Source organism: Pseudomonas sp. Z18(2022), from assembly GCF_036346535.1.
GTDB classification, from domain to species: Bacteria; Pseudomonadota; Gammaproteobacteria; order Pseudomonadales; family Pseudomonadaceae; genus Aquipseudomonas; species Aquipseudomonas yamanorum_A.
The window spans coordinates 93,349-109,719 of record NZ_JAOTOA010000001.1 but is presented as its reverse complement, the minus strand read 5'-3'; the positions used below and the strand labels follow the sequence as shown (position 1 = coordinate 109,719).

The window sequence follows — 16,371 nt, the reverse complement described above, 5'->3', positions numbered from 1 at the left end:
TGATTCATTTGCCGTCTCGCAGAGGGCGATGAATCAAAGGCTGGCCTCCAGCGCCAGCTCAAACAGGGTCAATGCGTCCTCGACATCACTCTCGGAGGTATTGAGAGGGCACAGGAAGCGCACGATGTTTCGGTGAATCCCGCATTTGATCAGCAACAGCCCGCGCAACCGCGCCTGCTCGATGACTTTTTGTGCGATCTCACCGTCCGGCGCCTTGCTGGCTCTGTCGGTGACAAACTCAACCGCAGCCATCGCTCCCAGGGTGCGTACATCACCGATCTGTGGCAGGCGGGCTTTCAGTTTTTCGAACCCTGTCATCAACTGTTGGCCAATGCCTTGGCTGCGTTCCAGCAGATGCTCGTTTTCGAAAATGGACAGCACCGCCAGGCCAGCCGCGCAGCCCAGTGGATTGCCGCCGTAGGTGCCGCCCAAGCCGCCAGGCGCAGGGGCGTCCATGATCTCGGCTTTACCCACTACTCCCGACAAGGGGATCCCGCCAGCCAGGCTTTTGGCAACGGTGACCAGGTCCGGCTGGATGCCTGAGTGCTCAAACCCGAACATCTTGCCGGTGCGGCCAAAGCCCGTTTGGATTTCATCGCAGATGAGCACAATGCCGTGACGTGTGGTCAGTTCACGCAGTGCTTTCATGAAAGCGGGTGGGGCTGCCACGAAACCGCCGTCGCCGAGCACCGGCTCAATGATGATGGCCGCAACGCGCTCGGGCAAAATCTGCGTATCGAAAATGTCCTGAAGTGAGGCGAGTGCCTGTTCGGTCGAAACACCGCGATACTCATTCGGGTAAGTCGCGTGATGAACGTCAGGTGCGAAAGGGCCGAAGTTCTGCTTGTACGGTTGGCTGAATCCGGTCAGCGAGATCCCCAGCAGCGTGCGACCATGGAAACCACCGCGAAACGCGATCACCCCGGAGCGGCGTGTGTGGCTGCGTGCGATTTTGATGGCGTTTTCAACGGCTTCAGCGCCTGTCGTGAGGAACACTGACTTGTAGGGCGCTCCAGCGCCTACCAGTGCATTCAGTTTGCCCGCGAGTTCCACATAAGGTTCATAAGCCCCAACTTGAAAGCAGACGTGGGTAAAACTGTCGATTTGTTTCTTGATCGCATCAACGACCGCGGGGTGGTTGTGCCCGACGTTCAGTACGCCAATCCCACCCACGAAATCCAAGTATTTTTTGCCATCCGTATCCCAGACATAACTGCCGGCTGCACGGCTGATAACGATTGGGTGTGCGGACGCTACACCGCGAGACACGTGGGTTTCTCGTGCGGCCAAAACCGGGTTTGAATTAATGTCACTCATTCTAAAAATTCCGTTAGTTATTCAGCGCTCACAGAAGCGCTGGCCAAGCGTTATCATCTGGCGCCGTTAATACGAAACGAGCGGCAACGTTCTTTCAGACAGCCCAGTACTGCGATCCAAAAGAAGTAATAAATAAGGTACCGGCGGGTTAATGGTCACCCGGCAGGCGAAAGCTGATGCCACACTCAGGTGGCATCAGCCAATAGCACGTGACTGTCAGCTCACCAGTTTCTTATGAGCTTCGACCATGTCTGCCATGCTGATAAAACGGAAGTCGTACTTGGCTTCGGTCGCCGGTACATGCGTTGCGCCGAAACCTTCCTTGCCATGACGACGATGAATCCATGCACCCGCCAAGCCGGCAACTTTGCCTGGAACATGGTCGTGATACAGGCTTTCTGCGGTATGCAGGATATCGTCTTTTGCAATGCCGGCCTCGGCCAACAGATCAATCATGTAGGTGAAGTTGTTGGGGTTCGGTTTGTAGGAGCCCACATCCTGAGCTGTCACAATGTGATCGAACTCAACACCCAGCTTCGCTTCACTGAACTTGAATTCGGTACGGTCGATGTTGGACAGAATCACCAGTTTGTAATGCTGTTTCAGGTACCGCAGGGCTTCTGCCGAGTCAGGGAATGCAGGCCAGTCCTTGACCGACGTGGCGAACTTTTCGCGTTCGGCGGCGATGGGTTCAAGCTCCCATTCGGTGGCAATGCGGTCATACACCGCGCCCAGAATGGTCGGGTACAAAGCGCCTGGGGTCAGCGTTTGTTGCGGCGATTCATGGCGGCCAAACACTTCCAGAATCTGCTCGCGATCCAGCCCTTTGCCGCTGCGATCAGCCAGCGGCTGGAGGCCGTTTACGATACCGCTTTCCCAATCAATCAGGGTGCCGTAGCAATCGAACGACAGTGTGGTGAAATCAGTGAGTTTCATTGCCTTTCCTCTCAATATACCCATCGGTATGACGTAGCGTTATTCGAGACCAACTTCATAGGCCGATGCCGTTCGGCGTCGGTGGACGTTTAAAAGATTTTTTGGCCAGGTGTGATCGGGCGTTCCGGTTTAAGAAAAACCACATCGCCAGGCGTTGTTTCCGCACCCAGCATCAGTACTTCTGAGGCAAAGCCAGCGATGTTTCGAGTGCCCAGGTTAACCACGCAAACGACATATTCACCCACCAGCTCTTCTGCTGAATAAAGACGGGTGTATTGCGCGCTCGTGGTTTTTACACCCAATTCACCAAAGTCGATCCAGAACTTGTAGGCAGGTTTCTTTGCCTTATCGTTTATTTCAACTTTGGTTACTTGGCCGACTCGCATGTCGACACTGGAAAACGCTTCGTATGGCGTCATACATCGCTCCTGACATTTTAAAGTGAGCTTGCACCGATGCTCCCTGCGGTGGGGACCCGTGTTCACGTTTTACAATCATAGGAACTGTTAAATGGCCAAACCACCTACAAAAGGCAGCAGGTTATTCAGGGTTTATCCTGCTTTGTGCATGAAGATGGTGGGTTTTAGTCCTGGCGCCTGTCGAGCGGTGTTCCGCCAATCCGCGGGCGGCGGTCATCGGCACACATGAGGTGAGGGAAAACAGCATGGATAGTGTGTAAAGTAGGATGTTTATTTGATTTTGACCTACTCTAAGTAGGTAATAGTGCTGCTACATGCGGTTTAAAGTGAAACGCTCGATACACCCGTGATCGTGTTTATTGGCACACCTCGGTCGGCCCTCCACTTGTGGACAAGTAATGAAACTATCTACCGCACTAGAGCAGACCATCCTGCGGCAGGCCACCGTCGTGGCGGGAGCCAATGGCCTGGATCGGCAAATCGCCTGGGTCCACATTATCGATCACCCTGATATCACGCAGTGGTTGAAGGTGGGAGACGTGTTGCTTACCACCGGCTACAACTGGCCTCAGGACGATGAAGAAAGCCGGGGGCTGGTGCGAACACTCAACGATCTGGGGCTCGCTGGCGTAGTGCTTGCGGTGCCGCATTTCCGCGAGCATTTCTCGCAAGCCACCATCGCTGAAGCCGAACAGTGCAACTTTCCACTGTTGGAGCTGCCATGGGAGGTGCCCTTCAGTGCAATTACGCAAGAGATCCTGGCCAAGATCATCAACCTGCAGACCGAAATCATTCAGCGCTCGGATTTGATCCATCGCAAGTTGACCAAGGCCGCCATCGAGGCCGACAACCTTGATAGCCTGGGCAGCGCGTTGGCCAGTGCCCTGGAGGTGTCCGCCCTGGTCGTCTCGGCTTCCGGGGATATTTTGAGCGAGCATGACATCGATACGAACGAGCAGTTTGAACGCGATCTGATTACAAAATTTATCGCCGAACGCCCTCTGGAACACCGCTTTGATGAGTCGCAGACCTTATCGATCAACCTCTCGGATAGCCGGCCTCGTTTCAGGCTTGGCTGCGCGATATGGCTGCAAGGGGAGGTTGCCGGCATCGTTTGGCTTGAAAGCCCCAAGGATCAATTTGAGGAGCTGCATTCCCGAGCGCTTGAGCACTCGGCGGTCATTGCTGCGCTGCATCTTTCCCACCAGCGAGAGTTGCTGGACCAAGAGACTCGGCTGGGCCATGCACTGGTGGCGGGGCTGCTGGAGGGTAAGTTTCCAGAGACACCCAGCGCGATTGAGCGAGCCCTGGTGTCGGGGTGGAGCGAAACCCGCGATTACAGGATCTGCCTGGTGCTGTTGGACGAACCTATTCCGCTGAGTCTGGAAGGCTTCAAGCGGAGAAAGGAAAAAACCGCGCGCGTGTTTAATCTGATGATAGCCAGCAGCATTTCGCCGTTGATTTCAGTGTCGCTGAACCAGATCAGCTTTATTATTCCGGCGACGCTCGCGCCCGAAACGATCTGGAAGCAGTTGCGTCACGAAGGTGGGGCGATGGCTGTCAGTCGCGTCCATCGAGGTGTTTCAGGCATGGCTCAAGGAGCTGAAGATGTGGCGGCATTGGTGCCCTTGCTGCGGCCAGGGCGTCTTCATGTGTTCAACGAAGTTTTGTTTCCACGGGCCCTGATGGGCGACAAAAAAGCGCGTGGGATGCTGCTTCAGCGGCTGATCGAACCTCTGGCCAATCGAAAGAACGGCACCATGCTGCTGGAAACAGTCTGTGCCTTATCCAGCGAAGGTTTTCAGTTAGCCAATACTGCAAAGGTGCTGGAGGTACATATCAGTACCTTACGCTACCGTTTGGCCCGTATTGAGAAGTTGCTCGACATCTCCCTGGAAAACCCGGAATCGCGGTTTCAAATTCAAGTCGCTGCAGAGATGTATCGCTTGGAGCATGACGAGTAAAAAACGCTTGGGTTCGGTATAGGGTGGTTACTAAAGCTGAGCGTCAGATCCTGATGGAACGGTTGGCCCTTTGCTGTAGCGCTTAAACCAGGCACTGGTGCTTTGATGGTTTTGGGGCGCAGTACTGCCGCCTGCTGCCATGGCCATCGATAGCGCTACCAATGCGGCACCTATCCAGATGGATACCTCCATGCCTTGGCCTAAATAGAAGGCTAAAAAGGCCGTGGATAAAACGGGCGTCGCGTAGCTTAAAACGGCGACTGTCTGGTGGTCCGCCTTCTTCATTGCAAAGTCCCACAGATAAAAAGCGCCGCCCATGGGGCCTACGCCCATATACAGCAGCGCCAGGCTCTCATTCGTGGTCAATGTGGGCCAAGGCGCACTGCTTAGATACAGAGTCAGGCAGGCCAGCCCGGAGATCATGCAAAACAAGCCAACAGAGGCACTTTTGACCTCTGGGTACCTCTTTGATGTCAGGGAGTACGCCGCCCAGACCACTGCAGATAAAAACGCGAGCCCGTAGCCTGCCAGGTTGCTCAAGTCATCAAGCTGCCCTGGTCGGCAACTGACCAAGGCCCCAACGAAGCCTGCCACTCCCGCAAGCAGGCAACGCAATGAGGCCTTCCCGTTTTGGACGAAGAGTGGACCCAGTAATACGATCAATATCGGCCATAGATAATGGATAAGGCTCACGCCAATCGGGTCGGCCAACTGCAGCGCGTAGAAATAGATAACGTGATAACCGAGCATGCAAGCAGTACCGACCGCCAACAATCGCTTGGGCATTTTCCAGAAGCGTAGCCAGGGCAATCCAATAATGCCGCCCACCGACAACGCGGCTCCCGTGATAAACATTGGATTTAGCGTGTTGCAGAACGTCACGCTGACTGCCAGGGTGCTCCAGATCAGAATCGCACCGGCCGCAGCCATAAGATAAAAAGAAGAAGAGGGGTTACGGCTCGACATATCACTCGCTGCAGATAGTAGGGGAGTCAGACAATCACGTTGTCGGTCTTTTCTAATATCAGTTTTTTATGGCTCTCAACCATTTTTGCCAAACTGATAAAACGGAAGTTGTAGGTGGCTTCAGTCGCGGGAACATGGATCGCGCCAAAGCCTTCTTTGCCGTGACGACGATGAATCCACGAGCTGGCCAGCCCAGCCGCGTTGGCCGGCACGTGGTCGTGATACAGGCTTTCGGCCACATGGAGGATGGATGTTTTTTCAAAGCCCATTTTCCCCAGGGCGTCCATCAAGTAAGCAAAGTTTCTGGGGTCGGGTTTATAAGAGCCAACGTCTTGAGCCGTGACGACGCAGTCGAATTCAACGCCCAGTTTCTCTTTGCTGAATTCGAATTCGCCGCGGTCAATGTTGGATAGGATGGCAAGCTTGTGGAATTGCTTGAAGTAGTTGAGTGCCTTGATCGAGTCAGGGAAAGGTGGCCAGTGCTGGACAGAAGTTCCAAACGCCTCGCGCTCTTGTTGATTGATCTCGACGTTCCATTCTTTCGCAATGCGGTCGTACACTTTGCGCAAAATATCTGAGTAGAGTGCCGTCGGTGTTGCTTTTTGCTGCGGCGACTCGTGCCGACCGAACACCTCAAGAATCTGATCGCGAGTAAGTTTTTTTCCCGAACGGACCACCAGCGGCTTCAAGGCATTGAAGATGCCACTTTCCCAATCAATCAGTGTGCCGTAGCAGTCGAAGCTAAGGACCTCAAAATCTGTCAGTTTCATGCTCAACCTCTCATAAATAGGCACTGGGGCAGCGGTCTTTGGCCTCTTCCAGCTCAACAAAGACCCTCTCCGGTCGAGCATACCCTGTCAGTTGGCTCGCATCACCAGATGCACAAATGCGCGTGAGGACTGCCTGCGCTGAACAGGTGCCGAACAGGCATTTTTTGTGCCTTCAGGTGGGCCGCCGGCTTTTCTTGCCCGCCGAGCCTGATCGCGGCATTGCGCAAAAAATGCATCACCCTGCAGGTATTGAGACTCATGGACGCGCTTCTCGCTTCGATGGTGTTCGCTGTTGAACGGGCAAAGGTATTAGCGGGTCATGATAACGATGCCTGTTTGAACGTATCACCTATAAATCATAGGAATGTGTAGCGATTTTTTCCCATGTTTCGCGTGACTATTGAGCAAGGGAGGCGGCCGATTTTTTATTGAACAGCACTACATAGAGCACCGGAATCAACCCAAGGGTCACCAATGTGCCCAGCGCCAGGCCACCCATCAGCGTGATCGCCATGCCTTCCCACAGTGGGCCGGCGAAGAGCATCAGCGGGATCAACCCGATAATGCAGGTCAGCTTGGTCATGACGATGGGGCGCAGGCGTTTCACGGCAGCATTCACCACCGCCTCGTACACCGGCAGGCCATCGTGGAGTTCCGCCTCAATCCGTTCCAGCAGCAACACCGCGTTGTTGACGATAATCCCCGCCAAGGACAACAGGCCGAACGTGGCCATGAAGCCGAACGGGTAGCCTGTGATCAGCAGCGCCACCGCAACGCCGATCAATACGAAGGGAATGGCAGAGACGACGATCAGCACCTTGCGCAACGAATTGAATTGCCAGACGAACAACAGCAGCATGGCGATCAGCGCGTGGGGCAGGTATTGCAACAGCGCCTGGTTGGCCTCTGCCGAGTCTTCGATTTCGCCCCCCAGCTCAATGCGGTAGCCCGGTGGCAATGCCAGTGCAGCCACCTGTGGCACCAGTTGTTCGACGATGGAGGTTGCGGTCAGCAACGGGTTGTGCCCGACCACGGTGATGCAGCGTTCCTGATTGCGGCGTATCAGGGTGGAGGGCTCACTGGACGCGACGATGCGTGCGATGGCCGTCAGCGGCAAAGGCGTCGAACCGTCGGCCGGGTAGACCAGAATGCCGCGCAAATCGGGAGCGTCATGGTTGGCCGAAGCGAGTTCACGTACCACCAGGGGCACGCGGGTTTCGTTGTCCTGCAACGACGAAACCTGGATGCCGCCGAAGTGCAGTTGCAAGGCCTGGGCAATGGCTTGGGTGTCCACCCCTGCGCGGCGCGCACTGTGTTCGTCGACCTCGACGGTATAGCGCGCCAGGCGCGTGCTCCAGTCATTGCGCACATCCAGTGTGCCCGGCATGTTACGCAGGGCCTGTTCGATCTGGCCGGCCAGCGTACGTATGACGTTCTCGTCCGGGCCAATCACGCGATAGATGGCGCTACCGGCCTCGGTAGTGCCCAGGGAAAACCGCTTGGGTTCGGCACGCAGCTCGGGGTGTTGCTTGAGCAGATAGCGACGCATATTGGCAATCACGGCATCGATATCCGTTCCGGCCTTGACGCTGACGGTGAAGTAAGCGGTTTCCGACGCGGGCAAGGGCGGGTTTAGGCCCAGCACGATGCGCGGCCCGCCATCGCCCACGTAGCCGATGCTGTCGACCACCTGAGGCTCCTTGCCTAACCACAGGCTGATCTCGCGCACGCTTTGCAAGGTTTTGCGCGAACCGCTACCGGGCTCTAGGGTGATGGGCACCTGGAACTGCATGCGGTCCGACTGAGGCAGAAAGTCATAGGGCACGCGCATCAACTCGAAAACGGCGGCGGCCAGTAGCACCAGCATCGCAATCAGAAACAGCACCTTGTGCAGCAGCACCTGGCGAATGACGGCCCGATAGCCTCGGTAAAAGCCGTTGTCGTAGCTGTCCTCGGGTGCCTTATGGCGTGGGACCTTGGCAAAATACAGGCACAGCAACGGCGTGACGGTGACGCTCAACAGCCATGAGCCGAGCAGCGTCAGTGTTAGCACGATGGCCAATGAGCGCAGATATTCATTGGTGCTGGTCTGGCCGAGAAAGAACGGCGAGAAGGCCAGCACAATCACCAGTGAGGAGGTCAGCAACGGAATCGCCAGGGTACGCCCGGCATCCTCGCAGGCTTGGCGTCGATCCTCACCGGCATGCAGTCGGCGCTCTATGTCCTCGGCAATCACAATGCCGTTGTCCACCAGCAGGCCCAGGGCGAGGATAATCGCGGCGATGGACACGGTTTGCAGCTCAACCCCGAGCATGCGCATGGCGATCAATGTGCCTAGGATGGTCAGCGGCACAATGGCGCCGACCACCAGCCCGGTTCGCCAGCCTAGGAACAACATGACCACGGCCATGACGATGACCACCGTCTCGATCATTACGTGCTTCATCTTGGCCATCTGCTGATCGACCACATCGGCCTGGAACGTCACTACATGGGCGGTAAAGCCCAGCGGAAGTTGCTGTTCCAACTGTGCCAAACGAGCGCGCAGGGCTGTGCCGAACTGATGGATGTTCTGTCCCGCAGCCATGGACACAGCCAGCACCACCGCGTCCTGGCCTTGATACACCGCAGCGGTCTGTGGAGGGTCGGCAGCCATCACCGAGATCTGCGCGATGGCGCCGAGTGCTACCGATTGCGTGGTGCCGTCTACACCGGGCAGTTGGATCGGCAGCTGGCGCAGTTGCTCCACGCTGAGCACTTCACCGGTTACGGTCAGGGTGGTGATCTGCCCGCCAATGTTGGCGATACCCCCGGGGGCCAACACATTCTGTTGCTGCAATTGCTGGAACAGTTGCTGGGGAGACAAGCCCAGCCCCGCCAGGCGCTGAGAGTTGAAGTCGATCGACAACTGCTGGTCCTGCATGCCGTGCAGCGTCACTTGGCCGATGCCGGGTAGCCCGCCCAACTGGTCGCGCAGGCGCTTCAGCGGCCCGCGCATCTCACTCATGCTGTAGCCGGGCGCGGTAACCGCGATGGATGCGACGGCGACGCGCCCGAAATTATCGTCGACAAACGGCCCTTGGGTGCCCGGTGGAAAGCCGGCGCCGGCTTCGGCGACCTTGTTGCGCACTTGTTGCCACAGCACCCCCAGATCCTTGATTTCGTCGCGCGCCGTCACCTGGATCACCACGCTGCCGGGGTGAACGGTGGTCACGATATTTTTGATCTGCGACAGCTCGCGCAGTTTTTCTTCCGTTGGCCGCGCCAGCAGCTCTTCGGCGCGTTCGCTGGGCAGACCGGGGAACTGGATGCTCACCAGCGCATCGCGGATGGTCACCGAGGGTTCTTCCTGGGTCGGGAAACTCAAGAACGTTGCCACGCCTGCGATCAGGATCAACAGCGCGGTGAATAGCGTCAGACGGCTTGCGCCCAAGGCGTATCGGGTCAGGTTGATCATTCGATTGTGCTCAGGCGACTGGAAGGCACTAGCAGGTTGACGGGCTGACCATCACTGAGAAACGCGACGCCGGTGACGACCACTTGCTCGCCGTCCTTGAGGCCGTTGTCGATGGCGACACGGCCCTGGTCGATCAGGCCGATCGTAATGTCACGCAGGGCGACCTTGCCCTGGGTCGGGTCATAGACAAACACCTGTACCTGGCTGGCGTCGCCGCCCATGCGCAGGGCCTGGGCTGGAATCGACAACGCGGGCGCGGCAGGGGGCGCCAATCGCACGTTGAGGTTTACGCCGCTGGGGAGTGCGAGGTCGCGGGCGTTCAGGCGGAAACGCGCGCTTTGCAACAGGCCGTTCTGCGCCCGCGCCGACAAGCCTTCGAGCACCAACGGCAGGGTTGAGCCGGGTGCTGCCGGGTCGGCTGCGACGGCGTGGTCCCCAGGCTTGAGGCCCGCGGCCTGTTCCACCGGGATTTGCACGATGACCTGCAACGCGCCGCTGGCCTCCAGCTCCATCACCACTTGGCCGGGCGACAACTCGCTGTACAACTGCGCGGGTCTTGCCACGACGCGGCCGTCAAACGGCGCAATCAGTTGGCCCTGGCGCTGATCGCGCCGTACCAGGTCCAGCGCCGCTTCATCGGCGGTCTGCTGCGCGACGGCCGCTTGCCACGCCGCTTCAGCTTGCTCCACAGCGCTGGCCGCGACACTGCCCTGGGTAAACAGCTGTTGCTGGCGGACCTTGTTGCGCTTGCGCTCGCCGGTTTGCGCCACGCTGGCGAACAAGTCCGCCTGCGATTGTTTCAGACGTAACCGCACGGCTGCAGTGTCCAGGCTTGCCAGTACCTGACCTTGTTTTACGGTATCGCCGACGTCGACGTTTAACGTCACCAATCGGCCCGCGCCTTCGAAGGCCAGGGCTGCGCGTTGGCGTTGGCGCACCACACCGGTCAATGGCGCAGCGTCGGCCTCTGCGGCGTGTACGGTGGTGATTTTCACCGACCTTACGGCTGGCTGCGACACCGCTTCCTCGCGCGAACAGGCCGCCACCATGAGGCAGGCAACGCCGAGCAGCAGGGGACGGCCCCAAGGACGGAACAACTGAGCAAAACCCTGCATGCCTGGCGCCTCGTTATCAGAAGGTGTAGTTGATGGCGAACATGCCCAGGCCGGCGCTTTCACGTCGGACCAGCGGGCTGTTACGGGCCTGGTCGGCGTACTGGGTCAGCGTCAGGCTGACCAGCGTCGACCAGTGCGCGTCCAGGCTGTGCTGCCAGTTCAAGGCGGCGGAGTAGGCATAGATCCCGGCGTCGGCGTCGTATCGCCCGTACAGTGAGCGTTGGCTCTGTGCCTGGGTGACGCCGAAGAAGGTCTGGTTGTAGCGGCCATCACCTGCATGGGCGTCGATGTCCAGGGCCAGGGTGTCGCTGCCTGTGTGGAATAGAATGCCTTCCAGGCCGAATCGGTAGCGGTTACCGCGATGTTCGCCGGCCATGCGCAGTTCGGCTTCGCCACTGACCGACAGCCAGTCAAGCAGTTGCTGGCTGAGGGTGAAGTCGGCGACGGTGGCGCCGCTGACATCACCCATGCCGTTCAGCTCGCGGTCGCCCGGGCGGCTGGTGCTGTCCTTTTCCTTACGGCCCAGGTCGTAGTTGATCGCCGCGCTGGCGCCAAAGCCGCTGTCGGATTGAAATTGCAGGCCGACACCACGGGTGGTGTCGGCGAACAGCACGCCGCGCTGGATGCTGAACATCGGCAGCACGAGCGCGCGGTAGCGGTTGGCACCCATGTAGCGCGGCGTGACACCCATGCCAAGGCCCAAGGTGGCGGTGGTTTTGTCGGCTGCGGGGTTGGCGTCGGCCGCCTGTGCTGGGGTTGCGAGCGTGCAGGCCACCAAGGCGGCGCCCCACAGCACGGTGCGGGTAGGGGGAGTGGTCAGTTTCATGGTGAAACCCTTTCAGCGGAGGAAAATAACGGTGCGCCGGACAGCGCGCGATACAGCGCCAGGCGGTTGAACAACAACTGGTAGGTGGCCTTGCGTAATTCGATGGCGGATTCAGCCAGACGAATTGAGGCGGCCGGGTGTTCTGAGCGTGCAGCCGCACCGGAGGCAATCTGTTGGTCCAGACGCTTGGCCTTCAATGCGGTCAATGCCGCCAGATCAATTTGCGTGGTGGCGTTGGCCAACGCTTGCTGACGTTGAGTCAACAGGTCGGCGATTTCGCGGAAGGCGTCCTGCACGGTCTTTTCGTATTGGGCGACGGCTGATTGTTGGCGAGCGGTCGCGAGATCCAGGTTGGCCTGGTTGCGGCCACCGTCGAATAGCGGAAGGTTCAGTTGCGGGGTGAACAGCCAGGCGCCGCTGCCGGATGAAAACAAGTTGCTCAAGCGCGGGCTGGCGATGCCCGCGCCGGTGCTCAAGGTGATCGAGGGGAAGAACGCTGCTCGCGCGGCGCCGATGTTGGCATTCGCGGCGCGCAGGGCTTCCTCGCATTGGCGCACATCGAAGCGCTGCAAAAGCCGCTGTGACGGCAGATCGACCAGCCATGACGGCGGGTTGAGATTGATGACTGGGCTTTGTGCCGCCCCTGCCAGAGGGGCGACTTGATACCCTGTGACCCACGACAACGCCTGTTGCGCACGCGCATGTTCAGCGCTCGCATCCTCAAGTTGCAGCGCGGAACGACGGACCTGCATGCGCTGAGTGTCAACCGTGTCCTGCGCCACTAGACCTGCTTTTTGCTGACCGTCGAGCACGCTCAGCAGCTGGTTCTGGTTGTCGAGAATGGACTGGGTGTCGGCCCTAACGTCGGCCTGCAAGCGTTGCTGCAAATATAGCCGCGCCACTTCGACGATCAGCGCCTTACGAGCGGCCTGGGTACCGTAGCGCGTGGCCAGGTAATCATGTCGCGCCGCTTCGGACAGGCTGCGCAAGCGTCCGAAAAAATCCAGCTCAAAGTCCGAAATACCCACGGACGCCACCGCGATGTCCTGCCCATAGCGTTCGTCGGCGGCCTTGTCGTGCAGGTGCTGGCGGTTGCGTTGCAGGCCTAAGGCCACGGTGGGCAGGCGATCGGCGCGGGAAATACCGAACTGGGCGCGGGCTTGCTCGACACGCAGCAACGCCAGGCGCAGGTCACGGTTGTAGTCCAGGGCCTGCTCAACCAGGTGCAGCAACTGCGCCGATGAGTCCAGGCTGCCCAGCAGCTGTTTCTCTTCTTCGCTGAGCGCTTCTACGTCGTTGATCGTGGAGGAGGGGGCGTCCGCGACCCATGTGCCTTGCAGGCTGTTCGGTAACGGCAACGCAGGCGTGTGATAGGTCGGCGCCAGTGAACAGCCGGCCAGCATGCCGGACAGCAGCAAAACCGCGCCAAGGTGTTCAGGCAGCTTGATAGGCTTGGACAGCGGTGCAGTGGTCGGCATAGGATCGGTTCGCGAAAGTCGGGCGTAGGGCAATACTGGCAGCGGACTTTCAATAAACCGTTCGTGAATTATCAAGGTTTCATCAAGAGGCTTCTTTGTGTCAGGAAAACGTATCCTCATTGTCGAAGACGATGCCGACAGCGCCAATATTCTCGAAGCCTATCTGCGCCGGGATGGCTTTGAGGTGGCCTTGGCCGAAGACGGTCAGCGTGGTCTGGACTTGCACAAAAGCTGGCAGCCCGACCTGATCCTGCTGGACGTGATGCTGCCCCGCTTGAGTGGCACTGAAGTGTTGTCCGCCGTGCGCCGCAGCAGTGATACGCCGGTGATCATGGTCACGGCCATGGGCGACGAGCCGGAAAAACTCGGCGCCTTGCGTTATGGCGCGGATGACTACGTGGTCAAACCCTACAGCTCGCGGGAAGTGGTGGCACGGGTGCATGCGGTATTGCGACGTACCCTGGGCAGCCAACCGGTTGAGCAACTGCTGCGCCATGAAAACCTGCGCGTTGACCTCACTGCCTTCACGGCGGCCATTGAGCACCGCGGGGCGCCAACGCAGTTGCTGGACCTGACGCCGACGGAGTTCAAGCTGCTGGTCACGTTGCTCAAGACACCGTCCAAGGCGTTCACCCGTGATGAGTTGCTGGAAATCTGCCTACCGGAGAGCGAAGCCCTGGCCCGGGTCGTTGACGCCCATATTCACAACCTGCGACGCAAGTTGGAAACCCATGGCATCGCCGGGGTACTGGTGACCGTACGCTCCATTGGCTATCGGTTCAGGTAACCCGCATGTCTGAGAAATCTCGGGTCAACGACAAACCGCTGTGGCGCTGGGTCGGTATGCGCATGAGCCTATTGGCGATCGGCGCCGTGGTGGTGATTGCCCTGTGCATGTGGGTCAACTTCAAGCTTTCGGACTGGTATTTCTTGCAGCGCCTGCCGCCGCAAGCGCGTGAGGAATTGCTGCACCTGCGCGCCGAGCCGCAACTCAACGAGACACGCTTGCGCCAACTGGTAGCCGAATACTACCCGGTGGAATTTTTCCAGCCGGAAATTGCCAACCGTGACTGGCTGATCCTGGCCTGCCTGGTGTTGGCGGCCATCCCGATCATCATCGTCTGTGGCTTGTGGTTTTCGCGCCCCTTGTCCAGCCAGTTCTCGGCGATAGCCCAAGGGGCACGGCAGGTTGCCGGTGGAGACTTCTTCACGCGTCTGCCGATTCACCGACACACGCCCGACGAACTGCAACGCCTGATCAGCGACTTCAACAGCATGACCACGCAACTGGAGCGTTACGAGCGGGATGTGCGCGAGTCAAGCGCGGTCATCGCCCATGAACTGCGCACGCCCCTGAATGCCGCCATGGGGCGCGTGCAGGGCATGCTCGATGAGGTGTTCCCCAGCGATGTAGCACAATTGGGCATGGTCAAGCGTCAGCTCGATCAACTCAGAAAGTTGGTGGATGACTTGCACCTGTTGTCGATGGCCAGGGCGGGTCGGTTGGTGCTGGAACGCAGCGACTTTTCCCTCGCGGCCCTGGTGAGCGAACGATTGGCCTGGTTCCAGCCGCAATTGGATGACGCCTGTGTGCGTATGCACGTGAGTATTGCCGATGGGTTTCGTATCCATGCTGATCGCGATCGCTTGGGCCAGGTGCTGAATATCCTGATTGATAACCTGCTGCGCTACGCGGCAGGAGGCGGCGAGCTGAGCATCATGGCGCGGCAGGACGAAGATCGAGTGGTGATTGAGATCGGGGACCGCGGCCCCGGTATCGAGGCGCAGCACTTGGACAGCGTATTTGATCGCTTCTGGCGTGCGGAGCGTTCGAGGGCGCGTTACTCGGGCGGCAGCGGATTAGGTCTCTCCATCGCCCGTGCGATTTGCCAGGCCCATGGTGGCGCTATTACCGCCAGCAATCGTGGCCAGGGTGGCACCATGATCAGCGCGGTATTTCCGTTGTAACCGTGGCCCCGTATACCTATACAGATAGCTATGTAAATCATGCCCTCAAATATGCCCCCAATGTAGTAATCCACTGGAAGTGAATGGAACTCCATGGTTTGTGGAAAGGCAAAAATGATCAGTCGAACAGCCTGCCAGACGACGCCTAAAGACTCTCATGGTCGCCAAGAAACATCTGAATGAGGCTCTATTTCGATAGTTTCAGGCCGAGGGTTGCTTGCTATGCTCCCTCATTTGCCCCCGCTCGCATTTGGTGTTGGAGCAATCACGAAGACCGATTTCTGACAGCTTCCAGTATGGCACTGGCTGGCTGGCGCAAGCCAGCGAGACCATTGCGACGTAACTTTTCGCAAGCTTGTCGAAGCGTGTCACGATTCGGCGGTTCTCTTTCAGCCAGCCAAACATGCTCTCAATGATGTTGCGTTGTCGGTATTTTTGTCGGTCAAACAACCTGGGCAAACCGGGTTTGGGTTTGCGCTTCATTGAGCGCAGCGGGATGACAGGTTGCATGCGATACCGGTCGCAGTAGCGGCGTAGCGCATCGGCGTCGTAGCCCTTGTCGGCGAGCAACCACTGACAGTGTTTGCGAGGATGACCACGTTGGCTCGTTAGCTCGTTGGAATGCTGACATCCTCCAACAGTGGCTGGGCGTAGTTGATATCACTGGCTTGACCGCCAGACAGGAGGAAACGCAACGGTGTACTTTGGCGTCGCAAAGCATGTGGATTTTGGTCTTCAGGCCACCGCGACTGCGGCCTAGAGCGTGATCGGCAGGTTCATCAGGCCCCCTTTTTTTCCGGCACCTGATGAGGCCCGGGTTGCTCGCACAGCTGTTGAATCAATCATCCAGGTTTGCAGGTCGATCAAGCCTTGATCGTTGAGCTTGAGGTGCAACCGCTTGAGCATCTGATCGAAGGTTCCCCGGTTTCGCCAATCTCGAAACCGTTGGTACACCGTTGACCAAGGCCCGAAGCGCTCTGGCATGTCCCGCCACGCTGCACCAGAGAAGAGAACCCACAGCACGCCATCGAGCATCAGGCGATCACTGAGCCGCGGCCTGCCTCTGCTATGGGTTTCGATGAAAAGATCAGCGACCACATCCCATGCCTCATCCGAGAGTCCATAACGCTTTGCCCTCACAGAATTCCTTTCCGT

General features: G+C 58.4%; 13 protein-coding genes and 1 pseudogene. 3 read left to right on the top strand and 11 right to left on the bottom strand.

Features of this window, described 5'->3' with window-relative positions; genetic code table 11:
• Positions 1-33: 33 nt before the first annotated feature.
• The 3 genes from gabT to V3W39_RS00455 all read right to left on the bottom strand — a co-directional run bounded on the left by gabT (position 34) and on the right by V3W39_RS00455 (position 2,672).
• Positions 34-1,317 carry a 4-aminobutyrate--2-oxoglutarate transaminase gene (gabT, locus tag V3W39_RS00465; RefSeq protein WP_152748514.1) on the bottom strand — a complete coding sequence of 428 codons (1,284 nt, stop codon included), beginning with the start codon at positions 1,315-1,317 and terminating at the stop codon, positions 34-36.
• A 216-nt stretch (positions 1,318-1,533) separates the two neighbouring features.
• Entirely contained in the window at positions 1,534-2,253 is a 720-nt protein-coding gene (locus V3W39_RS00460; protein WP_152748515.1) for a haloacid dehalogenase type II, read from the bottom strand.
• Positions 2,254-2,342: 89 nt separating this feature from the next.
• Positions 2,343-2,672 (bottom strand): tRNA-binding protein, encoded by a 330-nt coding sequence (locus V3W39_RS00455; RefSeq protein WP_152748516.1) that lies wholly within the window; start codon positions 2,670-2,672, stop codon positions 2,343-2,345.
• A gap of 398 nt (positions 2,673-3,070) precedes the next feature.
• Here V3W39_RS00455 and V3W39_RS00450 point away from each other — a divergent pair, with 398 nt between their 5' ends.
• The gene (locus tag V3W39_RS00450; protein WP_330211917.1) at positions 3,071-4,636 is read left to right on the top strand and encodes a PucR family transcriptional regulator; all 1,566 of its coding nucleotides are present in this window, start codon (positions 3,071-3,073) and stop codon (positions 4,634-4,636) included.
• 30 nt (positions 4,637-4,666) lie between these two features.
• Here V3W39_RS00450 and V3W39_RS00445 read toward each other — a convergent pair whose 3' ends face one another.
• From V3W39_RS00445 to V3W39_RS00415, 7 genes are all read right to left on the bottom strand, one after another.
• The gene (locus tag V3W39_RS00445) at positions 4,667-5,602 is read right to left on the bottom strand and encodes a DMT family transporter (RefSeq protein WP_330211916.1); all 936 of its coding nucleotides are present in this window, start codon (positions 5,600-5,602) and stop codon (positions 4,667-4,669) included.
• A gap of 26 nt (positions 5,603-5,628) precedes the next feature.
• Entirely contained in the window at positions 5,629-6,372 is a 744-nt protein-coding gene (locus V3W39_RS00440; RefSeq protein WP_330211915.1) for a haloacid dehalogenase type II, read from the bottom strand.
• Positions 6,373-6,473: 101 nt separating this feature from the next.
• Positions 6,474-6,632 carry a hypothetical protein gene (locus tag V3W39_RS00435; protein WP_330211914.1) on the bottom strand — a complete coding sequence of 53 codons (159 nt, stop codon included), beginning with the start codon at positions 6,630-6,632 and terminating at the stop codon, positions 6,474-6,476.
• Positions 6,633-6,769: 137 nt separating this feature from the next.
• A complete protein-coding gene (locus V3W39_RS00430) occupies positions 6,770-9,829 on the bottom strand; it encodes an efflux RND transporter permease subunit (protein WP_330211913.1) in 3,060 nt (1,019 codons plus the stop codon).
• The gene (locus V3W39_RS00425; protein WP_330211912.1) at positions 9,826-10,944 is read right to left on the bottom strand and encodes an efflux RND transporter periplasmic adaptor subunit; all 1,119 of its coding nucleotides are present in this window, start codon (positions 10,942-10,944) and stop codon (positions 9,826-9,828) included. The genes V3W39_RS00430 and V3W39_RS00425 overlap by 4 nt, the downstream gene beginning before the upstream one ends.
• Positions 10,945-10,960: 16 nt before the next feature.
• Positions 10,961-11,770, bottom strand: coding sequence for a MipA/OmpV family protein (locus V3W39_RS00420; RefSeq protein ID WP_330211911.1), 810 nt, complete (start codon positions 11,768-11,770; stop codon positions 10,961-10,963).
• Entirely contained in the window at positions 11,767-13,248 is a 1,482-nt protein-coding gene (locus V3W39_RS00415; protein WP_330211910.1) for an efflux transporter outer membrane subunit, read from the bottom strand. The genes V3W39_RS00420 and V3W39_RS00415 overlap by 4 nt, the downstream gene beginning before the upstream one ends.
• Positions 13,249-13,345: 97 nt before the next feature.
• Here V3W39_RS00415 and V3W39_RS00410 point away from each other — a divergent pair, with 97 nt between their 5' ends.
• Positions 13,346-14,035, top strand: a complete 690-nt coding sequence (locus V3W39_RS00410; RefSeq protein ID WP_330211909.1) for a response regulator — start codon at positions 13,346-13,348, stop codon at positions 14,033-14,035.
• A gap of 5 nt (positions 14,036-14,040) precedes the next feature.
• A complete protein-coding gene (locus V3W39_RS00405; RefSeq protein WP_330211908.1) occupies positions 14,041-15,216 on the top strand; it encodes a sensor histidine kinase in 1,176 nt (391 codons plus the stop codon).
• A gap of 315 nt (positions 15,217-15,531) precedes the next feature.
• On the opposite strand, the pseudogene V3W39_RS00400 reads toward V3W39_RS00405, so the two are convergent.
• Positions 15,532-16,356 (bottom strand): annotated as a pseudogene (locus tag V3W39_RS00400) (IS5 family transposase); the annotation flags it as partial.
• Positions 16,357-16,371: the final 15 nt, after the last annotated feature.

What these genes read in the sequence shown, in the direction of transcription:
- gabT (WP_152748514.1), bottom strand. Translation starts at nt 1,317, where the DNA reads ATGAGTGACATTAATTCAAACCCGGTTTTGGCCGCACGAGAAACCCAC.
- V3W39_RS00460 (WP_152748515.1), bottom strand. Translation starts at nt 2,253, where the DNA reads ATGAAACTCACTGATTTCACCACACTGTCGTTCGATTGCTACGGCACC.
- V3W39_RS00455 (WP_152748516.1), bottom strand. Translation starts at nt 2,672, where the DNA reads ATGACGCCATACGAAGCGTTTTCCAGTGTCGACATGCGAGTCGGCCAA.
- V3W39_RS00450 (WP_330211917.1), top strand. Translation starts at nt 3,071, where the DNA reads ATGAAACTATCTACCGCACTAGAGCAGACCATCCTGCGGCAGGCCACC.
- V3W39_RS00445 (WP_330211916.1), bottom strand. Translation starts at nt 5,602, where the DNA reads ATGTCGAGCCGTAACCCCTCTTCTTCTTTTTATCTTATGGCTGCGGCC.
- V3W39_RS00440 (WP_330211915.1), bottom strand. Translation starts at nt 6,372, where the DNA reads ATGAAACTGACAGATTTTGAGGTCCTTAGCTTCGACTGCTACGGCACA.
- V3W39_RS00435 (WP_330211914.1), bottom strand. Translation starts at nt 6,632, where the DNA reads ATGAGTCTCAATACCTGCAGGGTGATGCATTTTTTGCGCAATGCCGCG.
- V3W39_RS00430 (WP_330211913.1), bottom strand. Translation starts at nt 9,829, where the DNA reads ATGATCAACCTGACCCGATACGCCTTGGGCGCAAGCCGTCTGACGCTA.
- V3W39_RS00425 (WP_330211912.1), bottom strand. Translation starts at nt 10,944, where the DNA reads ATGCAGGGTTTTGCTCAGTTGTTCCGTCCTTGGGGCCGTCCCCTGCTG.
- V3W39_RS00420 (WP_330211911.1), bottom strand. Translation starts at nt 11,770, where the DNA reads ATGAAACTGACCACTCCCCCTACCCGCACCGTGCTGTGGGGCGCCGCC.
- V3W39_RS00415 (WP_330211910.1), bottom strand. Translation starts at nt 13,248, where the DNA reads ATGCCGACCACTGCACCGCTGTCCAAGCCTATCAAGCTGCCTGAACAC.
- V3W39_RS00405 (WP_330211908.1), top strand. Translation starts at nt 14,041, where the DNA reads ATGTCTGAGAAATCTCGGGTCAACGACAAACCGCTGTGGCGCTGGGTC.